This window comes from Streptomyces sp. NPDC030021 (assembly GCF_055574035.1).
This window is the reverse complement of the sequence record NZ_JBVIAH010000026.1, coordinates 40269-64681: the sequence shown is the minus strand read 5'-3', so window position 1 is coordinate 64681 and position 24413 is coordinate 40269. Positions and strand designations below refer to the sequence as shown.

26 protein-coding genes and 1 pseudogene are annotated in these 24413 nt (G+C 70.4%); 8 read left to right on the top strand and 19 right to left on the bottom strand.

Annotation, left to right across the window (positions count from 1 at the left end):
• Positions 1 to 57: 57 nt before the first annotated feature.
• From ACZ4YL_RS35755 to ACZ4YL_RS35740, 4 genes are all read right to left on the bottom strand, one after another.
• Positions 58 to 543 carry an ATP-binding protein gene (locus ACZ4YL_RS35755; RefSeq protein WP_468122130.1) on the bottom strand — a complete coding sequence of 162 codons (486 nt, stop codon included), beginning with the start codon at positions 541 to 543 and terminating at the stop codon, positions 58 to 60.
• 194 nt (positions 544 to 737) lie between these two features.
• The gene (locus tag ACZ4YL_RS35750; RefSeq protein WP_468122129.1) at positions 738 to 1367 is read right to left on the bottom strand and encodes a pyridoxamine 5'-phosphate oxidase family protein; all 630 of its coding nucleotides are present in this window, start codon (positions 1365 to 1367) and stop codon (positions 738 to 740) included.
• A gap of 121 nt (positions 1368 to 1488) precedes the next feature.
• Positions 1489 to 2349, bottom strand: a complete 861-nt coding sequence (locus ACZ4YL_RS35745) for an alpha/beta fold hydrolase (RefSeq protein ID WP_468122127.1) — start codon at positions 2347 to 2349, stop codon at positions 1489 to 1491.
• The gene (locus ACZ4YL_RS35740) at positions 2346 to 3557 is read right to left on the bottom strand and encodes an MFS transporter (RefSeq protein ID WP_468122125.1); all 1212 of its coding nucleotides are present in this window, start codon (positions 3555 to 3557) and stop codon (positions 2346 to 2348) included. Before ACZ4YL_RS35740 ends, ACZ4YL_RS35745 begins: the two co-directional genes overlap by 4 nt.
• A 154-nt stretch (positions 3558 to 3711) precedes the next feature.
• On the opposite strand from ACZ4YL_RS35740, the gene ACZ4YL_RS35735 reads away from it, so the two are divergent.
• From ACZ4YL_RS35735 to ACZ4YL_RS35725, 3 genes are all read left to right on the top strand, one after another.
• Positions 3712 to 4287, top strand: coding sequence for a CGNR zinc finger domain-containing protein (locus ACZ4YL_RS35735; RefSeq protein ID WP_468122124.1), 576 nt, complete (start codon positions 3712 to 3714; stop codon positions 4285 to 4287).
• A gap of 608 nt (positions 4288 to 4895) precedes the next feature.
• Positions 4896 to 5573 carry a hypothetical protein gene (locus ACZ4YL_RS35730; RefSeq protein WP_468122122.1) on the top strand — a complete coding sequence of 226 codons (678 nt, stop codon included), beginning with the start codon at positions 4896 to 4898 and terminating at the stop codon, positions 5571 to 5573.
• Positions 5574 to 5672: 99 nt separating this feature from the next.
• A complete protein-coding gene (locus ACZ4YL_RS35725) occupies positions 5673 to 5954 on the top strand; it encodes a polysaccharide deacetylase family protein (RefSeq protein WP_468122198.1) in 282 nt (93 codons plus the stop codon).
• A gap of 481 nt (positions 5955 to 6435) precedes the next feature.
• Here ACZ4YL_RS35725 and ACZ4YL_RS35720 read toward each other — a convergent pair whose 3' ends face one another.
• The gene (locus tag ACZ4YL_RS35720) at positions 6436 to 6672 is read right to left on the bottom strand and encodes a hypothetical protein (protein WP_468122120.1); all 237 of its coding nucleotides are present in this window, start codon (positions 6670 to 6672) and stop codon (positions 6436 to 6438) included.
• 601 nt (positions 6673 to 7273) lie between these two features.
• Between ACZ4YL_RS35720 and ACZ4YL_RS35715 the strand changes: the two genes are divergently transcribed.
• Positions 7274 to 7636: a hypothetical protein gene (locus ACZ4YL_RS35715; protein ID WP_468122118.1), complete on the top strand. Its 363-nt coding sequence runs from the start codon at positions 7274 to 7276 to the stop codon at positions 7634 to 7636.
• A gap of 84 nt (positions 7637 to 7720) precedes the next feature.
• On the opposite strand, the gene ACZ4YL_RS35710 is transcribed toward ACZ4YL_RS35715, so the two are convergent.
• The 4 genes from ACZ4YL_RS35710 to ACZ4YL_RS35695 form a co-directional block, all read right to left on the bottom strand.
• Complete coding sequence (locus ACZ4YL_RS35710; protein ID WP_468122117.1) at positions 7721 to 8179, bottom strand: hypothetical protein; 459 nt, start codon at positions 8177 to 8179, stop codon at positions 7721 to 7723.
• Positions 8180 to 8341: 162 nt separating this feature from the next.
• Complete coding sequence (locus ACZ4YL_RS35705) at positions 8342 to 8623, bottom strand: DUF6247 family protein (protein ID WP_468122115.1); 282 nt, start codon at positions 8621 to 8623, stop codon at positions 8342 to 8344.
• Between the two features lie 161 nt (positions 8624 to 8784).
• On the bottom strand, positions 8785 to 8955 hold the full coding sequence (locus tag ACZ4YL_RS35700) for a chaplin (protein WP_468122196.1): 171 nt from the start codon (positions 8953 to 8955) through the stop codon (positions 8785 to 8787).
• Positions 8956 to 9293: 338 nt separating this feature from the next.
• Positions 9294 to 9707, bottom strand: a complete 414-nt coding sequence (locus ACZ4YL_RS35695; protein ID WP_468122113.1) for a hypothetical protein — start codon at positions 9705 to 9707, stop codon at positions 9294 to 9296.
• A gap of 62 nt (positions 9708 to 9769) precedes the next feature.
• Here ACZ4YL_RS35695 and ACZ4YL_RS35690 point away from each other — a divergent pair, with 62 nt between their 5' ends.
• Positions 9770 to 10048, top strand: coding sequence for a hypothetical protein (locus ACZ4YL_RS35690; RefSeq protein WP_468122111.1), 279 nt, complete (start codon positions 9770 to 9772; stop codon positions 10046 to 10048).
• 758 nt (positions 10049 to 10806) lie between these two features.
• Here the strand turns inward: ACZ4YL_RS35690 and ACZ4YL_RS35685 are convergent.
• From ACZ4YL_RS35685 to ACZ4YL_RS35670, 4 genes and pseudogenes are all read right to left on the bottom strand, one after another.
• Positions 10807 to 11034 (bottom strand): hypothetical protein, encoded by a 228-nt coding sequence (locus ACZ4YL_RS35685; RefSeq protein WP_468122109.1) that lies wholly within the window; start codon positions 11032 to 11034, stop codon positions 10807 to 10809.
• A 572-nt stretch (positions 11035 to 11606) separates the two neighbouring features.
• Positions 11607 to 11900, bottom strand: coding sequence for a YaaC family protein (locus tag ACZ4YL_RS35680; RefSeq protein WP_468122108.1), 294 nt, complete (start codon positions 11898 to 11900; stop codon positions 11607 to 11609).
• 502 nt (positions 11901 to 12402) lie between these two features.
• Positions 12403 to 12533: pseudogene (locus ACZ4YL_RS35675) on the bottom strand (IS630 family transposase); the annotation flags it as partial.
• A 58-nt stretch (positions 12534 to 12591) separates the two neighbouring features.
• Positions 12592 to 13179 (bottom strand): hypothetical protein, encoded by a 588-nt coding sequence (locus ACZ4YL_RS35670; protein WP_468122107.1) that lies wholly within the window; start codon positions 13177 to 13179, stop codon positions 12592 to 12594.
• A gap of 249 nt (positions 13180 to 13428) precedes the next feature.
• On the opposite strand from ACZ4YL_RS35670, the gene ACZ4YL_RS35665 reads away from it, so the two are divergent.
• Positions 13429 to 14007 (top strand): P-loop nucleotide/nucleoside kinase family protein, encoded by a 579-nt coding sequence (locus tag ACZ4YL_RS35665; RefSeq protein WP_468122105.1) that lies wholly within the window; start codon positions 13429 to 13431, stop codon positions 14005 to 14007.
• A gap of 176 nt (positions 14008 to 14183) precedes the next feature.
• Here the strand turns inward: ACZ4YL_RS35665 and ACZ4YL_RS35660 are convergent, their stop codons facing one another.
• The 6 genes from ACZ4YL_RS35660 to ACZ4YL_RS35635 all read right to left on the bottom strand — a co-directional run bounded on the left by ACZ4YL_RS35660 (position 14184) and on the right by ACZ4YL_RS35635 (position 21166).
• Positions 14184 to 15242: a 3-oxoacyl-ACP synthase III family protein gene (locus tag ACZ4YL_RS35660; protein WP_468122103.1), complete on the bottom strand. Its 1059-nt coding sequence runs from the start codon at positions 15240 to 15242 to the stop codon at positions 14184 to 14186.
• Positions 15239 to 15931: an HAD family hydrolase gene (locus tag ACZ4YL_RS35655; protein WP_468122102.1), complete on the bottom strand. Its 693-nt coding sequence runs from the start codon at positions 15929 to 15931 to the stop codon at positions 15239 to 15241. Before ACZ4YL_RS35655 ends, ACZ4YL_RS35660 begins: the two co-directional genes overlap by 4 nt.
• A complete protein-coding gene (locus tag ACZ4YL_RS35650; RefSeq protein WP_468122100.1) occupies positions 15928 to 17019 on the bottom strand; it encodes a ScbA/BarX family gamma-butyrolactone biosynthesis protein in 1092 nt (363 codons plus the stop codon). Before ACZ4YL_RS35650 ends, ACZ4YL_RS35655 begins: the two co-directional genes overlap by 4 nt.
• A gap of 67 nt (positions 17020 to 17086) precedes the next feature.
• Positions 17087 to 18130, bottom strand: a complete 1044-nt coding sequence (locus tag ACZ4YL_RS35645) for a ketoacyl-ACP synthase III family protein (RefSeq protein ID WP_468122099.1) — start codon at positions 18128 to 18130, stop codon at positions 17087 to 17089.
• Positions 18127 to 19668, bottom strand: coding sequence for an FAD-dependent oxidoreductase (locus tag ACZ4YL_RS35640; RefSeq protein WP_468122097.1), 1542 nt, complete (start codon positions 19666 to 19668; stop codon positions 18127 to 18129). Before ACZ4YL_RS35640 ends, ACZ4YL_RS35645 begins: the two co-directional genes overlap by 4 nt.
• A 103-nt stretch (positions 19669 to 19771) precedes the next feature.
• Positions 19772 to 21166, bottom strand: coding sequence for an MFS transporter (locus ACZ4YL_RS35635; protein ID WP_468122095.1), 1395 nt, complete (start codon positions 21164 to 21166; stop codon positions 19772 to 19774).
• A gap of 221 nt (positions 21167 to 21387) precedes the next feature.
• Here ACZ4YL_RS35635 and ACZ4YL_RS35630 point away from each other — a divergent pair, with 221 nt between their 5' ends.
• Both ACZ4YL_RS35630 and ACZ4YL_RS35625 read left to right on the top strand, forming a co-directional pair.
• Entirely contained in the window at positions 21388 to 21786 is a 399-nt protein-coding gene (locus tag ACZ4YL_RS35630) for a nuclear transport factor 2 family protein (protein WP_468122093.1), read from the top strand.
• A gap of 54 nt (positions 21787 to 21840) precedes the next feature.
• Positions 21841 to 24321 carry an alpha/beta fold hydrolase gene (locus tag ACZ4YL_RS35625; protein ID WP_468122091.1) on the top strand — a complete coding sequence of 827 codons (2481 nt, stop codon included), beginning with the start codon at positions 21841 to 21843 and terminating at the stop codon, positions 24319 to 24321.
• Positions 24322 to 24413: the final 92 nt, after the last annotated feature.

The following is a 24413-nucleotide window of genomic DNA, read 5'->3' as shown; positions in this document are numbered from 1 at the left end:
CTGCCGCGAAGAACGGCGGGTACCAGGTCACCGTGCCGTGGGCCCCGGCTGGCAGGCTCAGGGCCGGGCCCGCACTCTCGTGCTGTCAGTGGCGGGAAGATCTGCCCAGTGCGTGGCACCACGCGGGAGGGCTCGGGTGCCGCATGCAGTCGCCAGCTGGGCGACGATTCGACCGCCGCGGCCGTGTTCCTCCGGGTCGCAGGCAGGGCTCCAGGCACCGTCTGCGGGGGCGGGGCCGCCGTCGTCGACCTCTATGCGCAGGCTGTCGGTGCGCTGCTCAAGGCGGAGGACTATGGGGGGCAGGGCGTGTTCGACGGCGTTGGTGACGAGTTCGGAGACGACGAGGAGGGCCTGGTCGGCCGCGTCGCTGTCCGTGCCCCATGCGTCGAAAACGGCTTGGGTGATGTGGCGGGCGGTGCCGGCGGACTCGGGTCGGTGCGGAAGGCCCCACACGCAGGGCGGCTCGCCGATGCCAGGTGCCGTGGGGCCGAGGGCCGCGGCGTAGGGCGCTGGGACGGTAGGCACTCGGGCAGTGGCGTTCATGGGGGGCTCCTCGGCAGAGGTGTGATGCGGTGGCGTGCCTGGGGCGCGCTGCCGGTCACTGCGGCCGGTAACGGCCTCCCGCCTGTGGGCGCGGGTTGGCCGGGACCCCGCACCGAGGATGGTCCGAGCCGGTTGATGTGGTTCTCGGACGTGGTGGAGGGGTTGCGGCCCGGGTGCGGGCGAGGGTTTGTTGCCTATGTGGGGCGGCGCGCCAGCTCTGAGCGCAGTGTGTCGTTCTCGGATCTCAGGCGTTGGAGTTGTTCTCTCATCGGGGTCAGGGCCTCCTGGAGTTCGGCTGCCGTGTAGCGGGGGGTGATGTGCTGTGGGCAGTTCCAGTCGTGGGCGTGGACGTGCAGCCGTGCGAGCCGCTGGATCTGGGCGGGCGGGGTTGAGGGCATGGTCCGGGCCCGGAGTTCGGGGTGCTGGTCCGGATCGAGGAGTTGGAGACTGCCGAAGATTTTCAGGCGCCGCTGGCGGGCGTAGTCCATGAGGAACACGGAGGCCCGCTGGTCGGTGGCGAGGTTGCCGTGGCTGATGTACTGCCGGTTTCCTCGCAGTTCGGCCCAGGCGAGTGTGGTCTCGTCGATGACGTGCACGAATCCCGGGGGGCCGCCCCGGTGCTGCACGTATGGCCATCCGCTGCTGTTGGTGGTGGCGAGGTAGAAGCCGTCGCGTTCGGTGATGAAGCGTTCTTCGGCGGGTCCCAGGATGTCGTTGTCGAAGTCGGCTTCCTCGAAGCGCTGCATGGCGCGTCTGCTGCCGTTCGCCTGCTGCGCTTCTTTGACCTCGTCGGTAAAGGCGATGCGTGCGTAGTGCTGAGGCATGCGCTCTCCTCGGTGGTTGCAGCACGGTGGGTGGAGGTGTCGCAGTGCCGCATGTCGTGGGGTGGCGACGGTGTGGGGTGGGCAGGCCGGCGGGTGCCGGCCTGCCCAGCCCGGCGGTCTGTCAGTTCAGGACGCGTCCGAGGAAGCCGCGGATGTAGCCGGCGATGGTGTCGAGCTGGTCTTCGAGGGCGAAGTGGCCGGCGTTCAGGAGGTGGATCTCGGCGTCGGGCAGATCGCGCCGGTAGGCCTCGGCTCCGTCGGGGCCGAAGATTTCGTCGTTGCGGCCCCAGACTGCCAGCAGGGGTACCTGGGTGGTGCGGAAGTACTCCTGGAAGGCGGGGTAGGCGTCGAGGTTGTTCTTGTAGTCGCGGAAGAGTGCGAGCTGGATCTCGGCGTTGCCGGGCCGGTCGAGAAGTGCCTGGTCGTGAGTCCAGGCGTCGGGACTGATCAGGGTGGTGTCCTTGACGCCGTGGGTGTACTGCCAGTGCGTGGCGTCAGCGGTCAGCAGGGCGCGCACGGCGGGCTCGGTGTCGGGGCCCGGCTCTATGGCGTAGGCGAACAGGGGCTCCCAGAAGGGAGTGAAGCCTTCGGTATAGGCGTTGCCGGACTGGGTGATGATCGCGGTCACCCGGTCGGGGTGGGCCTGGGCGATCTTGAGGCCGATGGGTGCGCCGTAGTCCTGGATGTACAGGGCGAAGGTCTGCAGCCCGAGGTGGTCCAGGAGTGCGAGGGTGACGGCGGTGAGGTTGTCGAAGGTGTAGTCGTAGGCGTCGGCCGAGGGGGCGGAGCTGCGTCCGAAGCCGATGTGGTCGGGTGCGATGACGTGGTACCGGTCGGCGAGGGCGGGGATCAGCTCGCGGAACATGTGGGAGCTGGTCGGGAAGCCGTGGAGCAGGACCAGGGTGGGGGCGTCGGCGGGTCCGGCCTCGCGGTAGAAGACCCTCTGGCCGTCGATCTCGGCGAAGTGGTGGCGGGTGGTCATGACATGCCTTTCGTTGTCAGGCTGGTGGGGAGATCCGGCACCGGGGTGTCGGAAGTCTGGGTGGGGGCCGGCCGTGTCGCGGCGCTGTCGTGGGGGTCGGCCGTGCGGTTGCGCAGCAGCAGCACCAGGGCGAGAAGGGGTGCCGCGGCAATGCCGGCGAGCAGCGGGGTGTAGCTGCCGGTCCAGGCGTGCACGGCGCCGCCCGCGGCGACACCGAGGGCTGCGGCGCTCTGGTGGACGAGCCACGCGCGGGCCATCGACCGGCCCAGCCGGCTTGCGGGGGTCTTCGCGGTGAGTGCTGCCACCGTGAGGGGGATGGTCGCGAAGCTGGAGAGCCCGAACAGGAGGGTTCCGGCGAGGATCACGGCCGGGCCGGGCGCGAAGGCCAGCAGGAGGAGCGCGAGCGTTCGTAGTGCGTGCAGTGCGTAGAGCAGGCTGCGGGGTGCTGCACGGCGCAGCAGGACACCGGTGGCAATCATGCTGGTGAGGCTGGCTGCGGCGGCGACGGCCGGCAGGTTTCCGCCGGCGGCCGGGGTTGCGCCGTGGTCGATCGCGTACTGGGGCAGGGCCAGCATGACCATGTACAGCGGCAGGGCGTGCAGGCCGAACGTGATGGTCAGCATCAGGGAGCCCGACCGTGTCGCCTCGCCAGCCGCCTCCGCGGGCGCGGACGAGGGAGCGGACGCGGCAGGAGGCTCTGTGGGTACGGCCAGCAGCAGCGGGATCACCAGCAGCGCGGCGCCCGTTCCCAGGACGGTGTAGGTCATCGGAACGCCCTCGGCACCGGCGAGGAAGGCCGCTGCCGGTACGACGAGGAGCTGTCCGAGGTTGATGCCGGCGGTGATGACCGTCAGGGCTGTCGCCTTCCGGCGGGGGAACCAGCGGCTCACCAGCGCGGAGACGGTCGGCGTGCTGGAGGCGGCGAAACCCGCGGCGCCGAGAACGCCGTAGGCCAGCACGAACTGCCACAGCTGCGAGGTCAGCGACAGCAGCAGCTGGGCCGCGGCCAGCGAGGCCATGCCGGTGAGCAGGACCCTGCGTGCGCCCCACGCGTCCACCGCCCGGCCCACGAGCGGCTGCAGAAGCCCGGTGAGCGCCGTGTTCAGGCCCGCGACAGCGCCCAGCGTCGCCGCGCTCCATCCGTGCTCGGCCGCGAGGAAGGGGAACAGGGCGCCGGCAGCGAAGTTCACGCCGAAGGCTGCGGTCATGCAGGCAAGCCCTGCCAGGAGCGCAACATGTCGACGCTTCAACAACACAGTAACCCCTCAGAACACTTTTACCGGTTAGCTCGATTCGAGGAAAGCACGCCTCTGCTAACCTGTCAAATAGAGTTGAGTGGTTAGTCGAGAGGTTGGTGTTGTCGTGACGCAGCAGAGCGAGGCCGGACTGCAGGCGCGGCTGGAGGAGCGGGGATGGCCCGGGCGCCCTCTCACGGACGAGCCGCTGGCCGCCGACCTCCTCGACACGCGGTGGCTGGCAGGGACGGATGCATACGACCTGCTGGAGGAGGATGCGCTCACCCTGGCCTGGCTGGACAAGCACAGCCTGAACACGGGGGCCGCCGCAGCCGACGTCCGCACCCACCTGCGCGAGACCCGGACCGCCCTCGCCGCCGCGGTGGCGGATCCCACGGACACGACCGACCTGAACCGCATCCTCGGCCACGGACGCATCAAGCTGTCCCTCAACGCCGGAGAGCCGGTCGAAACACCCGAGGTGACGGACCCGGCACGCCATGCCGCTTGGATGTGCGCACGCGACCTGCTGCGCGTCATGGCCCAGGCGCCGGGGCGCGTACGCAAATGCGCCAACCCGCCCTGCCCACTCCACTTCCTCGACACATCACGCAAGGGAGAAAGACGCTGGTGCTCGATGGCGGTATGCGGCAACCGGGCCAAAGCCCAGCGCCACCGCACACGCCACGACCGAACCACCTGAGCAGACATCCTTGATCGGTGGCGCGCAGGGACGTTCGAGCCCGGTGACAGCGACCGGGCGGCCGGCGAGAGCCGGACGGGCTGAAGTCAGGACGAGCCGCTTCACGCCCGCGCGTAACCGCGACCCGGCAGCGGATACTCCCGGGCGGGGAGATCTATATGCCGCCGTGGAGGACGATCCGCTCGAACTCCGACCACTCCCCCTGCAGCCCGGACCCGCTGTCGGCAGCATCGCCGATCGTCTTCAGCAGACGCACCGAACGCTGTGAACAGGCGCGCCCATGGCAGCCACCCCTCTTCGTGATCAGCACCTGACGGCGTCAGCCTGGTCACCCCGTGACAGCCATGATCGCTACCGCAGTGCAGCGCGAGCAGGGACTGCCGTCCCGTCCTGGCTGACGCCCATACAGTGCTACCACCAGACCGATTCACACCTTGCTGGGCCCGGTGGTGGAGCGGGCCCGCCATCGGGGAGACCGACAGCCGGGACGCGGGCGCGGCCCCGGCTCGCGCTTGCAGGCCGGTGGCGTTCGCCGCCCAGATCGTCCTACGGGGTGGCGTTACGAGCGGCGGGGCTTGTTTCCCACCACGTGCGGTGAAGATTCACTCATGACGGACGATCAGGAGCGATTCACCCTGTGGACGCCTGCCCAGCCGATCCAACTCCCCGGTGCGGGCGGGATCGACTACTGCGTGGCCAACGACGGATCGCAGCGGCCCAAGGGCACCCGCCGACGCAGCCAGCGCGACAGCCGGTACGTGACCACATGCCAGGAGGGCGCCCTCGGGCAGGTGGACTGGATCGAGTCCCGGTCACCCGCGGTCACCACCACCGTTCGATCCCCGAAGAGCGGAACGCTGGACTCGCAGGGCGACAACGGCAACATCTCCAGCGTCGGCGCCGTCCTGACCGTGGAAGTGTCCTGGGGACAGGAATTCCAGGAAGCCACCGTCCGCTACGACGCCGAGTGCTGGTTCTGGGACGCCATCATGTGGCACCGCGAGGGACCAGACCTGGCCGAAGAGTTCAAACCGGTCATCGACGGGACGATCACCCTCACCCAGGGCCAGGACGTCCTGCAGAGTCACGCCTTCCACGCCGGCGTGGGATCCGTCTCCTACCTGTGCACCGTCACACGCACCTACACCAACCTGCAGCCCGGCACCTACCAGGTCGAAATCACCGGAACCAAGACCAAAGGCAGACGCACAACCGACGGCAAGAACCGCACCGGCAAGGACCGAGTCGTGCTCCAGAAGCACACCGCCACCTTCACCATCGGCTGACCCGACCGCGCCCCGGACGCCCCCCCCGGCGGCCACTCCGCACCGGCCGGAACCGCAGGCGCCGCCCAGGGGGCCGCCCGGAGCACCTCCGGGGTCCCGCTGGGGATCTCCCGGCTGGCGCAGGGCGCGGGCCGCCAGGTCGCGATCACCATCGACGACGGCCCGGACCCCCGCTGGACGCCCCAGGTCCTGGAGACGCTGCGGAAGAACCACGTCAAGGCCACTTTTCTTCGGCAACACCGGTGGTGTCGAGGTGACCGTGGCATCGGATTCGACACGTCCGACGAGAGCCACCGCCGTGCCGGGACCGGACTGCGCCGCTCCGTACACGGCAGGATGGCCGCCATCGGAGGCAGGGCGGAAGTGGAGCCGCCCCGGTGAGGGAACAGTGGTCGAACTGCGGTGGCCGGCATGATCGACATCGCGGTGGTCGACGACGACCGCATGCTGCTCGACGGGCTGCGCGCCTGGCTGTCCGGCCAGCAACGCCTGCGCCTCATCGGAACCGTGTCGACGGTCGACGCCCTGCTGGCGGGCCCCGCCCGGGCGGCCGCCGCGGCGCTCCTCGACCTCGTACTGGGGGACGGTTCCCGCCCGGAGGTGAACGTACACCGTGTGCGGGCGGCCGGGAGCAAGGTCCTGGTGGAAACGGACCGCTACCCCGGCCCGAGAACGCCAGAGACCGCCCATGACGGACGATCACGTGCTAACGATCTCCGCCCGGACCAGCACGAGCACCTCACCGCGACAGCACACCAGCCCCTCTCACCAGCGAGAATCAGAGTGGCGGGACCTCAATGCTCGGGCAGGTGGGCGGTCACCTTGATCCTCGTGGTGCGGGCCAGGCGGGCGGGGACGTGGATCAGGTGCGGCCGCGCTCGGCGCCTTGCTTGGCACGGTCGTAGACCCGGCGGTGGGCAGGGTCGACATCGAGGAACATCAGCGCACCTGCGCCGGGCAGCAACGCGGTGTGCGCCGCGAGACGGGCCAGGAAATCGCGGTGTACCCGGTGCAGTTGCCGGTTGTTGCCGTGGGTGAAGGACCGCAGGAAAGTACCCGGCGTGGACGGAGCGCGTATGCCGGCGAAGGCCCGGCCCATCGCACCGTGCCGCAGCCGGTCGGCATCGTCGATGGAGTCGGCCCCGGCACATCGCGCCCAGCAGCGACATCATCTTGGCGGGCGCGCGTGCCCCGCCGCTGTTGTCGGCCGCCTCGATACGAACCGTGGCGGCCAGATCAGGCAGCCCGACCCGCTCGGCGAGCGCGACCAGCGGCAGCAGCCCGGCATCCGCGATCAGACTCGGCTCGTCGAAGAGCGCGGAGACATGCACAGCAGCATGGGAAGATTGCATCTCGGAAGAGCCTTGTCGATCGCGCGTACTGGAAGCCTTACAACTCCCAATCATCGCAGTTCACAAGGCTCTTCCTCGTTTCCAGAAGGACTGTCCACAGGCATCAACCGGTGGATCCGGGCTGAGCCGAACCTCCCTGAATGCTCAACTCCGCTTAACGGAGGCAAAGTTACCTTGATCAAGATCTGATCACGATGCGGGAATCGTCGTTGCTGACGGCTCGCCGCGAGGCCGATGCTTAAAGCACCCCTCCACCCCCGAAAGGGGTCACCTGCGGTGCCCTGACCCGGCCCGCCTTAAGACTGACGGACACACCGGTGGAGAAATGGTACGGGAAGCGGAGAAATTGTGAAATTCGGAATGCGTGCGGCAGTACTGACCGCCGGAACGGCTCTGGCCCTCTGGGGGTTCGGCGCCACCGCCCAGGCCGCCATCCCCACGTCCACCACCATCGCCACCAGCGGCGTTGAGGCACTGGGCACCATCCAGTGCCGCCCGGACAGTCACAAGTACACGGTGAAGAGGATCGCGCCGGTCCGTAAGGGCCCGTCCCTCAATGCCGCGCAGATCGACGTCCGCTACCCCAACAATGAGGTACACAGCTATAACGAGTGCGTCAATGGCGGCAAGATCTTCATCTGCATCGCAAGCTGCCACGTTTCGGACGACGGCATTCGTGGGCAGTGGATGTTCCGCGGCGACGTTCGCTGATTTATCTTTCACATATTGCATGCGCTAAATTTGGTGCGCTTGGAAACGCCACGCCGGGCCTACCCGGCGTGGCGTTTCCGTGTCTCAGTTCGGGCCCGACAGGTTCGTACACACGTTGCCGCTGCGGGCGAAGGAAACGGAACTGGGCTCCCGGCCAAGGGAATCGCAGCATTGACGCTTGTCGTCCTCATCGTGCTCTTCAACACCGCGAGCATTGCCAACAGGACGGACCGGACCCGGCCGGAGAATCCAGGCGATCAAGCGATACCGCGCGACCACGGGTACGGGCCTCAAGGAGGCCAAGGACGCGGTGGAGCGCACGCCGCGACCCTGGACCTGGTCGAAAACGGCGGCCTCATCCGGGGCCGTCTGAACAGGATCGGTTCGCGGTGGCGCAAGCTCGCGCCGCACCGGATCGCCCTCGTTGTCCTCGCGGTCCTGCGGCTGGCCCGCTTGGGCGGCGATGTTCAGGGCCGTCAGGCGGCGCAGCGGCTGGTTCACCCAGTAGGTGAGGGAGAGCCGGCCGACGGACGCGTAGCGCACGTCCTCGCCCTCGGGGTCGTCGGCGTTCCGGTGGCGGGAAGCCCCACGGGGCTGCTGCTGCGGCGTCCAGGACGTCCCGCACGGTGTCCTCGGCGTGCTCGGGCAGGGTGTCGAGGACCTTCGCCGCCGGTGCGGAAAAGCGGACCGCGTACGGCTGTCCGGTCATCGCCGCCTTCCCCGTAGCTCCGCCATCTCGATGGACTCGCTGCCGTCGTAGCCGGAAGCGACGAACGCGTCGACCGCCGGGGCGTGGGCAAGGCGGCCCTGCCAGTCCTGGACGACCTCGTACAGCCCGGCGAGGGAGAACGTGCGGCGGAACTCCTCCAGCGCGGCCGCCCACTCCCGCTCGAAAGCCGGCACCCACTGTGCGGCGCGCAGGCCAGCCGGCGCGCCCGGTGCGGGGGCGTGCGGGGTGAGGGGTGTGTGGTCGGGCTGGGCGCTCATCGACGGTTCCTCCCGGCGGCGGGTCGTACCGCATCGGTACGCGCGCCGGGAGAGCAGGGGTGAACGCGCGTGAGCGCGGCCGACCGGGGAGGAAGCCGGGGCCGCGCTCACGTGCCACACGGGGAAACGGCAAGGCTCCCCGGTGCGCTGCTGGGGCCGGATCAGGCGTTGACGCAGGTGTTGCCGAAGGACGGGTTGAGCAGAGCGATGACGTTGACGGTGTTGCCGCAGACGTTGACGGGAACGTGAACCGGGACCTGGACGACGTTCCCGGAGGCGACACCCGGCGAGCCGATGGCCGCACCCTGGGCACCGGCGTCGGCGGAAGCCATGCCCGCCGCGCCAAGGAGGATGGCTCCGGTCGCGGTAATGACGGCCGTGGTCTTCTTCACTGGGGGTCTCCCTCAGGATGTGCGTCGAAACGGTGAGCCAAGCGGGCGCCGGCCATGGGCCGGGCAGACAGGCCCATGACGGGCGCTCGTCCCCTCCAACCCCTCCATCGGGTACATGGACACGGTGGTCAACCCGTTCGGGTGCCGCACGTGCGCCGGGCTGCCCAGACCGGAGCCAGGTCATCACCACTGCGCCACGCCCTTCCCGGACCCGCCCCGGCCGCCAACCTGCCGGGCGCCGACCGTCAGTTCCTCCTCTCCCCCGCCCCGACGCCGTGTCACCTCCCGCGTCCCGCCCCCTTGCCCGATGCGGCGGGCCGGCGGTGGGCGGGGACGGCGGCCTCGGCCGGGGCCGGCAGGCCAGGGGCCGCGGTGGTGGGGATGGTGGTGGAGCGGGAGCGGGCCGCCACCGGGGAGACCCGCAGCCGGGACGCGGACGCCGACCGCACGGACGGCGGCGTGGTCAGGGCGTGGCGGGTCGCCTCCACGAGGCGGCCCACCAGGGCCGTGCCCGTGGCCTGCTTCCAGGAGGTGTCGGCCGTCAGGCGGTTCAGGTGCCGGGCGGCAGTATGTGTGCCGTCGCTCTCACCGATCTTCCGCATGCGGGCGGCCAACAGGGGCCACTGGCGTGAGCCCACCAGGAGGCCCGCCTCCCGCTCCGACAGGACGTACCGGACCAAGGTCTGGGGCATGACCTGGGCGAACTCCGTTCCCCGCCAACGCCCTGCTGATGACAGGGAGAGATGATGCTGCCGTGTCAGACAAGCCGAAGCGCCCTCTCAGCGAGCTTCACCCAGGCGATCCCGTGCAAGCGACCATCACCAGCCACCAGCCATGGGGCATCACAGCGAAGCTCAACGAATACGAGTCTGTCGGCGCATCTCTCGATAGCATCCGCCGCGGCAGCGAGCCAGGCGTGAGGCGACTCGCTCAGGACCTCCCACCGGTGGGAGCAACCATCGAACTGGTCGTCGGCGAAGTCCGCCCATGGCACCACGAACCGTGGGTATGGGTGGATCTCACGATCCTCTGACAGCTATGCGGGACACACCGTAGGACTGCTCCGCCCCCCGCAGTCTCGTACTCCATGAAGTCGCTCTGCGTGGGGGCAGAACCGGGTATTCCGATGCGGTCGGCAACCGGCCGGGGGACCCCGCCCTGGCGCGGGAACGCAAGTGCTGACAGCCGCTGGCGCCCGGCCCGCGCCCAGCGGGCCGGAGACCGGCACCATCGCCGTGGTGGCTATACGTCAGCTGATACAGCACTGCTGTGCGGCTCGGTGGCAACGATGAGTACCCCTCTTCTCCACTGGCTGGCACAGACGCCCGACGGATCAGCCCTTCCCACTCCTCGGGCCAGAGGGTGGCGGCATCCCAGCGGACACCTTTGAGCGGTACGCGATGCAGATTGGCCTGGCTGAGGTCTTCGCCCACGAAATCACTGCTTGCCCTCTCCACGGCGGCCGCGACGAGGCACAGTGCCTGTGCCTTTCCGTGTGCCTGTTCCAGGTCATCGACGAGGTCTTGTGCGACGGTGCAGGGCACGCTCCGGTTGTCTCAGCCGGCCCGCTCGAAGGCGAGGTTCGCGTTCGGGCGGCCGGCTGCGTATCCCAGCAGCGCCTCCTGCTCGGCGCACCTGCGGGGCCGGCATCCATGTCGCCGGGTCCTGGTCGCTCTTCTGACGGTTCGAGCGGGCGGTGCCACCGACGAGGGTGACGCACCCGCTTGTGTGCCACCCATCAGGACGGCCCCGGACGCAGGGGCCGGCCGACCGCCCCTGTCCGGGTGGTGTTCAGGCTTCTACGTACGCCACGACGACGGTGCGCAGCACGGTCACGTAGTAGATGACGGCGACTTCGTCGAGGTCGTCGTCGTAGCGGTGGAGCTCGGGGGTGGAGCCGGGGATGGGGTCGCCCGTCGAGGGGGCGACGGAGAGGGCGGCCAGGGCGCGGTCGAGGGCGTGGATCTCCTGGCGGCCGAGTTCGTTGATCTGGTCGATGGCGCTGTTGCTGAAGCGCAAGAAGAAGCAGGGCTCACTTCTTGCAGGGGAACGTCACCTGCTCGCTGCGGACGCTCTTCAACCCACCGACCCCACCCTGAAATCTTCAGTAACTGGACGGCGACCAGGCTGTCAGCCCCCAAGCGGTAGCACGTCGCGCCCGTCCCTGGCGGGACGCCTCTTCGGCCGGTGGGGCGGAGACAGACCAATGACTGCAACGCACACGCTCGGTATTGCAACAGGGGTGCAACGCGCCTCGGTTTGCTCCCCTGACCTGGATAAACACCGGCCCGTAGCCGTCAGGGGACCTGTGTCGCAGCCCGTGTTGCAAGACGAGGGCCCCGGGTGTCACGACGTCCCGGGGCCTCCACTTCGCTGACCTCCCGGCTCAACGACGGGCGAGGTGGCGTGTCACGCCCAGTCCACGCCCAGCTTCGCGAGCGAGGCGAGTTGGTCGGCGGTGAGCTTGTCGCGTCGGCTCTTGGTGTTGGAGACCCATACGCCGAGCTTCACGATCACCGGCTCCGCCTCACCCTCGACCGCGATCTCCTCGCCGTGGGCCCTCGGGACCGGCCGATGGGCGCCTTCCCGCTCTACCCACTGCGTGACAGGACGGGCAGATGTTCCATGGCCCGTTCCAGAATCTTCTCGATGGGCACCGCGTGTCGGCTGCCGTCCACGTTGATGTGGTTCGCCCACTGGGCGGGCTGGTAGCGGGCGAGCATCGACAGGCGCTTCAGGCGCTCCTCTTGGGTGCCTGTTTCCGCGGGCATCTTCCAGTGCATGGACAGCCAGCCGGCATTCGGATGGCGCCGCTCGAAGTCCGGCCCGGCATCGGCTCCCGCCCGGCGACGGGCGAAGTCGTCATACCCGGCGGCGCCGGTCACGCTTGACCACCGATTCACTCCGGGGCAGAAGCCTCTGATCTCCAATGCCCGTCAAAGCGGACCAAGCCCAACAAAAACCCCGGCTCATCGGGCAGTTTCTGTGTGCGCCCTCAGGTCAGCGCAGGCCATCTGTGTCGTCGCACTCTTCGCCGACTGGGAGTGGCCGATGGTCGTCCCCTAGGGTCTCGCTATAGACGACCGAGGAGACCGCCCTGTCGTATGCCTCGTTGAGGCCGTTCCCGCTTGTGCCGAGCATGTTTTCCCAGTCAATTCCCACACCTACGATCCTATCCGCACCGCCCGATAGCTCTGCAGGAATTCATCCAGAGCCGTGCGGCTGCCAGCGTCCACGACGCGGTCCAAGATGTCGCCGACTTCAACGGTGAGCAGCGGGTGGAAGTCAATGCCTCTGATCACGTCCGTGCAAGTTGGCAGGGAGGGTGTCCCAGACTTCCTCCAGCCGCACGACCGTGTCGTTGCCCCAGACCGGTGACCGCAACACACTCACCCGCAGATCCTTCGCGATCACCGCGGTCTTCTGACCGCCGCGAACCGCATCCCGGCCTGAAGCCGGATCCCCTCACGAAACGCCCGACGCTCAGCGGTCAGGCCCCCACCCTCTGCATACCTCACCTCACCGGCATACCGCAGGGATCATGAACCGTCACTACCCGACGACAACGCGAAATCCTCAGTAGCTGTCCTGCGCGGTCAGGAGCAGGAGCAGCGCCTTGGAGCGGGTGGTGCCGAGCGCGGTGGCGACCGCTTCGGCGGACATGCTGTCGTCGCGCAGCGCGCCTGCGGTCTGCCGGCCGATCCGGGTGGCGATCCGCTCCAGCATGCCGGCGGCGCGCAGCGCGGCCAGTGGTGTGTCCGCGGCCGTAGTGGTCAGTTGCTCGGTCATCGCGGCCAGGAGTGCGGCCAGCGGTTCGGGCAGCGTTACCGCGTTGTCGCGGACGACGGACAGGTGTGCGGTCCAGTCCGCGAGCGGTCCCGTGAGGTCGATGTCCGCCTCGTACAGGGGTTGGTCGCCGATCGTGTCCCAGTCCAGGGGGTACTGGGCCGGGCCGCGCCATCCGCACGCGCACACCGCCCGGAGGGCCTCGGCGCGCGGGCGGCGGGCCCGGCCGTCGTAGGCCGACCAGTGCGTGGTCGACGGCACGTCCGGACCGCTCCCCACATCGAAGTACACCGGGCCCGGCTCGCTGCCGCCGACGAGGACACCCGCCGCGCCCGCGTGCGCGTCCCCGAACTCGACCGTCCACCAGTCCCAGTCCATCAGCGCGCCGTCCTCTCCCTGCGTCCCTGCCGACAGGCCGGCCGGTTCCTGTCTGCGACCTTGCCCCGTCCGCGCACGCGCCCACACCCGGGCGGACCCAACAACCGGTGCGGTTGGGTACCGGGCCCGCAACGCGTCCCACGGACACGACACGCCCGGCAGGGTTAAATCCAACGTGCAGGTGGGGTTGAGGCGGCCGGTGTCACGCAGGCCTGGCTCGCGGCCGCGTTGACGTCGGCTCCGCAGACGGTGAAGAACCGGCAGAACGGCCGCTCAGAGCCGAGACCGATCAACGGCACCCACGGTGCAGGAAAGACGACGGCCAGTGCACTCGTGCAGCAGTTGATCCCGGATTCACGGGTGTTCGATGCCGAAAAGGTCGGCGAGACGCTCATGGACATCAAACCGGCGCTGCCCTGGACGGGCAACTTCCAGGACTGGTCGGCGTGGTGGCCGCTCGTGGTCGAGACCGTCCGCCGCGTACTCGACTACACCGGTGGCACTCTGGTGATGCCCATGACCGTCCTGGTCGAGCAGTACTGGCGCGAGATCAGCTCGGGCCTTGCCCGGCATGCGATTGCGGTACGGCACTTCGTTCTCCATGCCGACCAGGACACCCTTCGCGGGCGGATCGAGGGGGACATGGTTCTTGGTCCTTCCCCGTTCCGTCTCGCATACCTCGAGCCCTGCGCCGAGGCGGCCCGCACGTGGCTGCACGGTGAGGCCGAGGTCGTCGACACCACGCACCTCACACCCGCCCGGGCCGCCCTGCAGATCGCGGAGGCCGTCAAAGGCCGAGTTCCGCCCGCCGGTCTTCGCTGCTGGTGACCATCAGGCTGCTTCGGCCGGTCCCTTTCGCCATGTCATCCGGCTCTGCCGGTGACAACTGCTGAGCTTCGGCTCGAACAGGCGTACCGTCCCCCGGCATTCGGCACAGCGGGTTCGTGCGCGCGCCGGGGCGCCGACGGGGTTCGTCGGCGCCCCGGCGGGGGTGGTGGGTGGGGTCAGCCCGTGGCGGCGGCCAGGACGCGGGGGGCGGCCGCGTGGGCGGTGGGGGCCCAGCTGAGTACGGTGGAGCCCACCGACATGCCGCCGCCGAAGCCGGTCAGGAGCACCACGTCGTCCTCGGCGAGCAGGCCCCGGCGGTGGATCTCGTCGAGGGTGATGGCGATCGAGGCCGAGCCGGTGTTGCCGTACCGGGCCAGCTCCAGGTGGAGGGCGGCGTTGTCCAGGCCGAGCGCCGGCCATACCTCGCCGATCATGACGGCGTTGGCCTGGTGCGGGACGAAGTGGTCGACGGAGCCCGCCGGGAGCCCCGTACGGGCCAGCAGCTGCGCGACGGCTCCGGGCAGGTTCTCCTGGACGAACGCGCGCACGCCGCGGCCGTCCATGCGGAAGTGGTGCGCGCCCTCCTCCAGGGTCCGGACGGAGGCCGGGCGGCGGCTGCCGCCGGCCGGGACGCCGATCAGCTCGTGCTGGTCGCCCCGGGTCAGCAGGCTGGTGCCGAGCAGGCCGTGGCCGGAGGGCGAGGGGCCGAGGACGGCGGCGCCCGCTCCGTCGCCGAAGAGGATGGCCGTCTTGCGGTCGGTGTGGTCCAGGATCCGTGAGTAGATGTCCGCGCCGATGACCAGGCCGTGGGCGTCGCCGGGCTCGGCGCGCAGGAGGCGTTCGGTGACCGTCAGCCCGCAGACGAAGCCGCTGCAGACGGAGTTGACGTCGAAGGCGGCGGCGTTGACGGCGCCGAGGAGGTGCTGGACCAGCGCGGCGGTGGCCGGCTGGGGCTGGTCGGGGGTGGAGGTGGCGACCACGATGTACGAGAGGTCGTGCGGGCGGATGCCCGCCTGCTCCAGGGCCCGGCGGCCGGCGTGGGCGGCGAGGTCGGAGGTGGCCTCGTGCGGGGCGGCGCGGCGGCGTTCGCGGATGCCCGTCTTGCGTACGATCCACTCGTCGCTCACTCCGGTGGCGCCGGCCACCTCGTCGTTGCCGACGACCTGCTCGGGCAGGTAGGAGCCCGTGGCCAGGACTGCTATCGGGTTTCCCGTTGCGCGGGGTCTGTTCGTCACGTTCTCATCTCCTGGGGTCGGGGCTCGGCGGCCGCTCGTGTGCCGGGCAGCCGCTCCCATCCGGCCAGCTGCGCGTGCGCGGTGAGTACGGGGTCGGAGCCGACGGCCACCGGGCGGCCGACGGCGCGGAGCAGGTCGAGGTCGCTGCTGTGGTCCCCGTAGGCCGAGCAGTGCGCGAGGTCGAGGCCGCGGACGGCGGCGACGGCGTGGGCGGTGCGGCCCTTGGCCGTGCCGATCAGCGGGGTCACCACCTCGCCGGTCAGGACGCCGCCCCGGATCACGGGCCGGGTGCCGAAGGCCCAGTCGGCGCCGAGGTGTTCGGCGACCGGGTCCAGGCAGGCGAAGAAGGATCCGGAGACCAGGACGGTCAGGTCGCCGCGCTGGCGGTGTGCGGCGAAGCGGGCGGTGGGGGCCGGGATGAAGGGTGCGCCGGCCAGTTCGTGGGTGAACCAGGCTCGGCCGGAGGCCGCCAGGGCTGCCGCGCTCTCCCCCGCGTAGAGGCGGTAGTACCGGCGGTTGACCTCGGCGCGCGGGACGCCGTCGGCCGCGGCACGGTGCAGCGTGCCGGAGAGGCGTTCGTAGGTGCCGGGGGCCGCTCCCCGGCGTTCCAGGTGGAACGCCAGGAAACGGAACATGCTCTTGAAGGCGATGAGTGTCTCGTCGACGTCGAAGAAGGCGGCGGTGCTCATCGCGGGGTCCGGACCCGGGCGAGGTTGAGCGTGAGCAGGCACAGGCTCTCGCCGTCCTGGTGGGCCTCGACGCGTACCGGCACGCGGTCGGTGTCGGGGGCGTTTTCGTCGCCGAACTCCACGATTCCGCCCTGGGTGTAGTAGACGGCGGGCTCGGCCGGGCGGTCGGTGTCGCGGCGTTCGCCGACGACTGCGGTGAGGGTGGCCGGGCTGTCGAGTTCGCCGAACCGGCTGAAGGTGACCGCGAGGTCGGTCGGGTAGGTGCGGGACGGCGACATGCCGCGCACGTCGAGGGCTCCGTAGAGGGCGATCTGGCGGGCGGCCTCGGCGATGACCATGCCGGGCAGGTGGTCCTGCGGGTGGTCGAACATGCTGGGGTGGCTGCCGGGGGTGCGGATCCCGGCAGTCAGGGTGTCTCCGGCGACCTCGATGCCGGTGAGGACGACGTTGTCGGCGTTGGCGCGGCCCACGCGGTACGGCTCGACCGGTGCGCCGGTGGTGCTGCCCTGCCCCGGGTGGTCGGCGGAGGAGGGCAGTGGTCTCTGGTCGCGGTTGCGCAGCCGGAGGGCGACGTACGACTCGGGGGACTTGAAGCGCAGGCCGATGCCGGCGCGGCCGATGCTGATGTCGCCGACGCGCAGGTCCACGTCGTAGTCGAGGCCGTTGGTGCGGCCTTCGCGGACGTAGTGGTTGCTGGTGGTGACGTGCAGGGTCAGCTGGCAGGGGGTGGCGCCGACGGCTATCCGGTCGGGGCGGGAGAGGTGGACGCGCAGGTGGGTGAGGATGAACTTGTCCGTGCGGGGCACTGCGAAGTAGGCGTGGGCGCCGGCCAGTGCGGCCTGCCGGCAGGCCTCCAGCAGCAGGACCGGGTCGTAGACGTTGGGGCTGAGCAGGTGGTCGCCGTAGTAGGCGTGGGAGCGCGGCAGCTGGGCCGCGGCGACGTACGAGGCTCCGCCGAGGGGCTGGAGGTCGGTGAGGAAGACTTCGCCGAGCGAGTCCCGGTGGACCAGTGTGCGGTCGACGGTACGGCTGTAGCTCAGCTCAAGTGCGGCGAGGTCCTGTTCCAGCGGCGAGGGTGCGGTGGTCACGTGCGGAACCTGCTTTCTCGGGTGGTGTGCTGCTTCTGCTGGTGCTTCTTCGTCGTCGTCCGGGCGGTCAGCGGCGTTCCAGGAGCACTCCTGTCCAGGTGAAACCGGCTCCCGCGCCGAGCAGGACGATCCGGTCGCCTGGGGCGAAGGTGTGGTGGTGTTCGAGGTGGTCGAGGCCGGCGATCTGGTCGCCGCTGCCGAGGTGGCCGACGGTGGCGCCGAAGTCCCACAGGGATGTCTCGGCGCCGCCGGGGAACTCGGGGAAGTAGTTCTCCTGGAGCAGGGGCAGGCCCAGGTTGGGGTAGACGACGCGGCGCAGTCTCGGGTCCGTGCCGGAGGGCAGGAGGGCCCGGCGGATCTCGCGGACCGCTCGGCGGGTGGCCTCGCGCAGGCTGTCGGTGCCGTGGGCGGCGAGGTAGCGCTTCTTGGCGGCGCGTACGTCGTGTTCGGCGCCGAAGAGGGCGCGTGTCTCGGGGGCCGGCTCGTCGAGGCGGTGCAGTCCTTCGAGTTCGGGGTCGCTGACGCTGTGGATGGTCAGGACGTGCCAGCCGGGGGCCTGGGGGGCCGGGGTGTCGGCGGTCAGGACGGCGGCGGCCGCTCCGTCGCCGTAGACGATGCCGTAGTCGGCGGTGAAGCGGTCGAAGCCGGAGGCGGCGAAGCGGTCGGTGGCCACGATGAGGGCGTTGCGCCGGCCGCTGCGGGAGAGGAGGCCGGCGGCGAGGTCGAGGACGAGGAGCTGTGCGTTGCAGCCCTGGCTGACGGTGAAGGGCAGGGCGCGGGTGGCGCCGAGCCGGGACTGGAGCCAGGAGGCCGGGGACCACAGGCGCTGGTGGCCGTGGCGGTGGATGGCGGTGACCGCGATGAGGTCGATGTCCTGGGGCTTGGTTCCGGCGGCGGCCAGGGCGCGCTGGGCGGCGACGAGGGCCATGTCGCCGGGGTAGAGGGTCTGTTCGGTGGCGATGGTGCGGTAGCCGGTGGCGCGGATGCGTTCGGCGTCGGGGTCGGGGTGGCGGGCGGCCTCGGTGTTCAGGTCGAGGCGCTGCTCGGGGAGGTAGCTGCCCGTGCCGGCGATGCTGAGGCCGGTCGGGGGGCGGGGCGGGGTTGTGGTCATGCCGCCTCCTTCTCGGTTTCGGCGGGGGCGACGGCGGTGGTGTCCGTGGGGGCGGGGACGGTCCGGGCGACGTGGCCGTCGGGGCGTACGAGGACGGCGGCGGCGCCGGCCGGGAGCCAGGCGCGCTGTGCCGGGGAGAGTTCCGCGGTGTGGGTGAGCGGGGGCAGGAGGGTGTCGTCGGGGCGGGCGCCGGGCAGGTGCAGCCAGGTGTGGCGGCCGGGTTCGGGGCGGTGGCCGGGGACGCGGGCGCCGGGCTGCAGGCGGTGGCCGGTGCGGGGTGGCAGGACGATGTGTCCGGGCGTGGTGTCGGTGGGTGCCGTCGGTGCCGTGGTGTCCGTGGTGGTGGGTGCGGGGGTGGGGCGGTAGTGGAGGTAGAGCTGGCTCCAGGCTTCCGCGTATCCGGTCAGCGCTTCCTGTACGGAGTTTCGCGCCGCCTCTGTCGTGGCCCGGCGCATGGCGTCGAGGAGGGCGAGGACGCTGGTGGAGCGGGCGACTTCGGCGGCTGCGGCGCGGCGTTCGCGGTCGTAGTCGGCGAGGAGGGGGGCCTGGGAGCCGTCCAGGAGGGCGGCGAGGCGCCAGGCCAGCGCCCAGGCGTCGCCGAAGCCGGTGTTCATGGCCTGGCCGCCGGCGGGTGCGTTGAGGTGGGCGGCGTCTCCGGCCAGGACGGTCCGGCCGCGGGTGAAGCGCTCGGCGAGGCGTTCGTGGACCTGGTAGTGGGCGATGCGGTCGACCCGTTCGAAGTGCAGGGTGGGGCCGAAGCCCAGGGTGTCGACGGTTTCCTGGAAGTGCTGGGTGCTCAGTTCGCTGTCGCGGTCGATCGATTCGGCCGAGACGGGTCCGGCGATGCGTACGGTGCCGTGCGGCAGTGGCAGCAGGGAGACTGCGCCGGCGGGGCCGATGTACATGGCGGAGGCGTGCGGGTCGGCGGGGAGCAGGGGGGCGCCCTCGGCGAGGAGGTAGCTCATGGGGTAGGTGATGCCGGGGAAGCCGATGCCCAGGGCGGTGCGGACGGCGCTGCTGGCGCCGTCGGCTCCTACGAGGTGGCGGGCGGTGATGGTGTGCGGGGCGCCGTCGGCGTCGGTCTCGGCGGTGACGCCGTGCTCGTCCTCCTGGTGGCGGGTGTAGCGCAGGCCGCGCAGGAGCCGGCCGCCGGCGGTGGTGAACCGGTCGGCGAGCACGGCTTCGACGTCGGGCTGCGGGACGTTCACGTAGTAGGGGAAGGCGGTGTCGAGCCTGCTGAAGTCCACGGTGAACAGGGCCTGGTGGCGGGTGTGGAAGTCGATGCGGGTCTGGCGTACGCCCTTGTCCTCGACGGCGGTGCGCAGGTCCAGGGTGTCCAGGATCTCGAGTCCGGCCGCGTGCACCATGACCGCGCGGGTGCGGGGGTCGATGTCGTCGCGCTGTTCGATGACGGTGCACTCGATGCCGTGGTGGCGCAGGAGGCAGCCGAGCATCAGTCCGGTGGGGCCGGCGCCGACGACCAGGATGTCGGTGGTGTGGTGGTCGGCCGCCCGGGCGCGCGGGGTGTTCCGGTTCATCGGTTCGTCGCTTTCTGTGCGTACGGGCGTGGCCGTCGCCGGGGGCCCGGGCGGGGGTGGGTCCGGGCCCCCGGCGACGGTCGTTCGGGCCGGCCGGGGGCGGTCAGTGCCGGCCGGCGGTGCGGCGGTTGCGGAGGAAGAGCGCGACCAGCAGGGCGACGGCGATGAGGATGAGGCCGTTGACGAGGATCGCGAGGTTGATGCCGGACAGGGTCGCGGCCTTGACCGGTTCGCTGGACAGGCTCCGGATCTGGGCGGTGGCGATGGCGCTCATGATCGGGATGCCGATGGTGATGCTGACTTGCTGGGTCAGGGTGGTGATGCCGGTGGCCAGGCCCTGCTGCTCGTTGGGCAGGCCCGAGGTGGCGGTGACCATGAAGCCGACGATGGCGGCGACGTGGGCGTAGCTGCTGAGGAAGGCCAGGCCCAGGACTCCGTAGAGCCAGCCGCGGGCGTCGCCGGCGAAGTACAGTGCGCCGACGGTGATGCCCTGGATGAGCAGGCCGGCGACGAGTACGGCCCGGCTGCTGCCGAGGGCGCCGATCCAGCGGGGGGCGGTGACGCCTCCGAGGAAGGCGCCGATGCCGAGGACGCCGAAGGTCAGGCCGGTGGCGATGGCCGAGTAGCCGAGGACTTCCTGCAGGTAGAGGGTGAGCAGGAAGATCATGGCGGTGAAGCCGATGAAGGTGGCGGCGCCGCCGATGTTGCCCCAGGTGACGCTGCGGCGGCCGAGGATGCGCAGGGGTGCCAGCGGTTCGCTGGCGTTGAGCTCCACGAAGCCGAAGGCGACGAGGAGGAGGACGCCGACGGCGAGGGAGATCAGGGTGGTGGGGTCGCCCCAGCCGTACTGGCCTGCGGCGGAGATGCCGTAGACCAGGGCGATGAGGCCGGCGCTGACGGAGACGGCGCCGGGGATGTCGAGCTTGCCGCCGTGGGAGCGGGAGCCCTTGAGGAGCAGGGGGGTGACGACGATCAGGAGGATGCCGATCGGGATGTTGATGAAGAAGCCCCAGCGCCAGCTCAGGGTGTCGGTGAGCAGGCCGCCGACGATGGCGCCGCAGGTGAAGCCGGCGGAGAGCATCGCGCCGTTGAGTCCGAGTGCGCGGTCGCGCAGGGGTCCTTCGGGGAAGGAGGTGATGAGCAGGGCGAGGCCGGCGGGGGTGACCATGGCGGTCGCCAGACCTTGTGCCACCCGGGCGGCGAGCAGGGGGGCTGCGGAGTCGACGAGGCCGCCCGCCAGGGAGGAGAGGGTCAGCAGGACGAGGCCGGTGAGGAAGACCTTGCGGGCCCCGACCAGGTCGGCGACGCGGCCGAAGAGGAGGCTGAACCCGGCGGCGCTGAGTGCGAAGGCCGTGGCGATCCACTGCAGGTTTTCGGTGGCGAAGCCGAGTTCGCGGCCGATGACCGGGACCGCCACGTTCATGATGGAGAAGTCCACCGCCAGGGTGAACTGCGCGCCGAGCAGCAGGAGCAGGATGAGCGTCTGCCGCTTCGTCATCCGCTCGGGCGCGGGGGCCGGGCCCGGCGAATGATCTGCCCGAGTCTCCTCGGGGCTGTTGACCGTTGACATGAGAGACCTTTCGCTTCCTGCCGGTTGGGTTGCTCCGAGCATCTGCACGGTGTGGGGGGCTAGCCAGTACCCGCTGTTTCATAGGGCTGCGGTGGGTACCACTGGCTGGGTCTGTCTCATGCGGCCCGGCCGTGAATACGTTTCGGGGCATGACGAATTCCACACGCTCCGTAGTCGAAGACTTCTTCGGCCGGCTCGGTGCAGGCGAGGCCGACCGGGCTCTCGAACTGCTCGCGGAGCCTCTCGACTGGTTCACTCCCGGTGACACCGCGCTGATTCCGTGGATGGGACGGCGTACCACCCGCGGCGAGGTCGCGGACTTCTTCAAGCAGGCGGGCGAGAACCTCACGCCGGAGGAGTTCGCCATCGAGCGGATCCTGGCCGAGGACGGCACGGCCGTGGCGCTGGGCCGTTTCCGTTACCGGGTGAACGCCACCGGCAAGGCGTTCGCCTCGGAGTTCGCGGTCGAACTGCACGTCTGCGATGGGCTGATCACCCGCTACCACATGCACGAGGACAGCTACGCCATCTCCCTGGCCTTCCTCTGAGCCGTCCGGCCCACTTCGATCCGGCTTCGGACGGCGAGCGCGAAAGAGGCTTCGATGACCACCCGGTACCCCACTGAAGATGACACCGGCGCGGACGCGGCGCGGCCGGATGCCTACGACGTCCTCGTTGTAGGTGGCGGCCCGACCGGCCTGACCGCGGCCTGTGAACTGCTGCGCCGGGGGGTCCGCGTCAGAATCGTGGACGCGGCTCCCGGCCCCAGCGTCCATTCCAAGGCGATGCTGGTGTGGCCGCGCACCCTGGACATCCTGGAGGACCTCGGGCTGTCCGGGGGTGTCGGCCAGGTCGCGGTCAAGCTGCGGCAGATGACCTACTACTCGGAGAAGAAGCCGGTCACCCGCATGCGGATGGCCGATGACATGGCTCCCTACTGCCTGCCCCAGCGGCTCACGGAGGAGGTGCTGACCGAGGGTCTGCACCGGCTCGGCGGCCGTGTGGAGCGGGGTGTCCGGCTGGTGTCGCTGCAGGACGTGGACTTCAGCGGGGCGATACGCGAGGACCGGCCGGTCACCGCGGTGCTGGAGCACGCCGGCGGGAGCGTCGAGCGGGTGACCGTGCCGTGGGTGATCGGTGCGGACGGCGCGACGAGTGCGGTGCGCCGGCAGCTCGGCATCGCCTATGAGGGCGCCACGTACGAGAACCGCTTCCTGATCACGGACGCGAAGGTGGCCGGCGATCCGCTGGAGCCCGACGAGATCCACTACTACCAGTCACGGATGGGTGTCCTGGCCATCGTGCCGCAGCCGTTCGGTCTGTTCCGTTTCTTCACCAACGCTCCTGCGGACATGGCGGACGGGACGCTGGCCGACATGCAGCGGCTGGTGGACCTGCGCGGGCCCGGCGGGCTGCGGCTGACGGACCCGGACTGGGTGACCACCTTCCGGGTGCACCGCCGCCGGGCCGCCTCCTTCCAGCTGAGCCGGGTCTTCCTGGCCGGGGATGCCGCGCATGCGCACAGTCCGATGGGCGGGCAGGGTCTGAACACGGGGATCCAGGATGCCCAGAACATCGCCTGGAAGCTGGCCTCGGTGGTGCGCGGTGAGGCGCGGACCGGGCTGCTGGAGAGCTACACGCCCGAGCGGGCGGCGGTGGCCGATGCCGTCGTGCGCGACACCGACCTGCAGACCCGGGCTGCGATGTGGACCCGGGGCAGTCAGGTCACCCTGCGGGACACGGCGATGCGGGCCCTGGACCGTACGGGGGTCCTGGACCGCTTCTATGTGCCGGTCGCCGCGGGCCGGCGCTGGGTCTACGGGCCGGTCGCGGACGGGCCCAGGCGTACGAGGGCCGTGCACTGGTGCTCGGCCCGGGCGGGTCTGCGCCGGCACGCCCGGGAGGGTGCGGCCCTGCCGCGGGCGCTGGCCGTGGCGCTGGGGGTGGCCGGACCGGCTGCCGATCCGGTCCGGCTGCACCTGGTGGTGCTGCCGGGCGAGAAGGACCCGGACCGCGGCCTGGCGGATGCGGTGCGCCGGCTGGCCGGGCCGTGGGCCGGCCAGGTGCGGGTGGTGGACACCGCGGCCCTGCCGGGGCGGGGTCCGGCCGTGTCGGCCGCCCGTGAACTGCACTGCCGGCACGCCGGTTTCCACCTGGTGCGGCCGGACGGGCACATCGTCCTGCACGGGCACCGTGAGGAGCTGCGCGAGCTGTACGACACCCTCGACCGCCTTCTGGTCCCCGGGGCGGGCACCGCCCCGGGGACCGGCCTTTCACCGACCGATGAACTCCCGCTGGAGGAAGAAGACATGTACCAGACTGCCGGATCCGTCCCCTTCGCCCACACCGTGGGCTCCGGCCCGCACAAGGTGATCGTGCTGCACTCCCTCTTCGGCGGGCACCAGTCGTTCTCGCCGCTGTGGCCGTACCTGGACGGGTCGCGTTTCACGTATGCCTTCATGGACGCCCGGGGCTTCGGGCGCAGCCTGGAGGTGGCCGGTACGTACACGACGGACGAGATCGCTTCGGACGTGCTGACCCTGGCCAACGACATGGGCTGGCAGGAGTTCTCGCTGATCGGGCACTCGCTGGGCGGGCAGCCGATCCAGCAGGTGCTGCTCAAGGCTCCGCAGCGGGTGAGGCGGATCGTGGGGCTGAGCCCGGTTCCCGCGGGTGGCATGCCGATCCCGGACTCCGACTTCCCGCTGTTCGCGGAGGCCGCGCACAAGGTGGAGAACCGTCGCATCGTCATCGATCTGACGACCGGCAACCGGCTGTCCCCGCACTGGGTGACCGCTTTCGCCGAGTCTTCGATGAAGGAGGTCGGGCCGGTCGCTTTCCGCAGTTACCTGGATTCCTTCCGCACCACCGATTTCGCCGACCGGGTGAGCGGTGCTCAGGTGCCGGCGCTGGTGGTGGTCGGTGAGCACGACCCGGCGGTGACGGCGGAGTCGATGCAGGAGACGTGGATGAAGCACTATCCGAACGGGCGGCTGGCCGTGGTCGGCAACGCCGGCCACTACCCGATGGTGGAGACCCCGGTCGCGCTGGCCACCCTGCTGGAGGAGTTCCTCTCCCAATAGTCCTGGCTGCCCCTCCCCCGTCCCCCGCGGGCGGGGCGCCGAGGAGGCGGAGGCGGATGTCCGGTGACTCTCCTGTCGGTTGCCCGGGCATC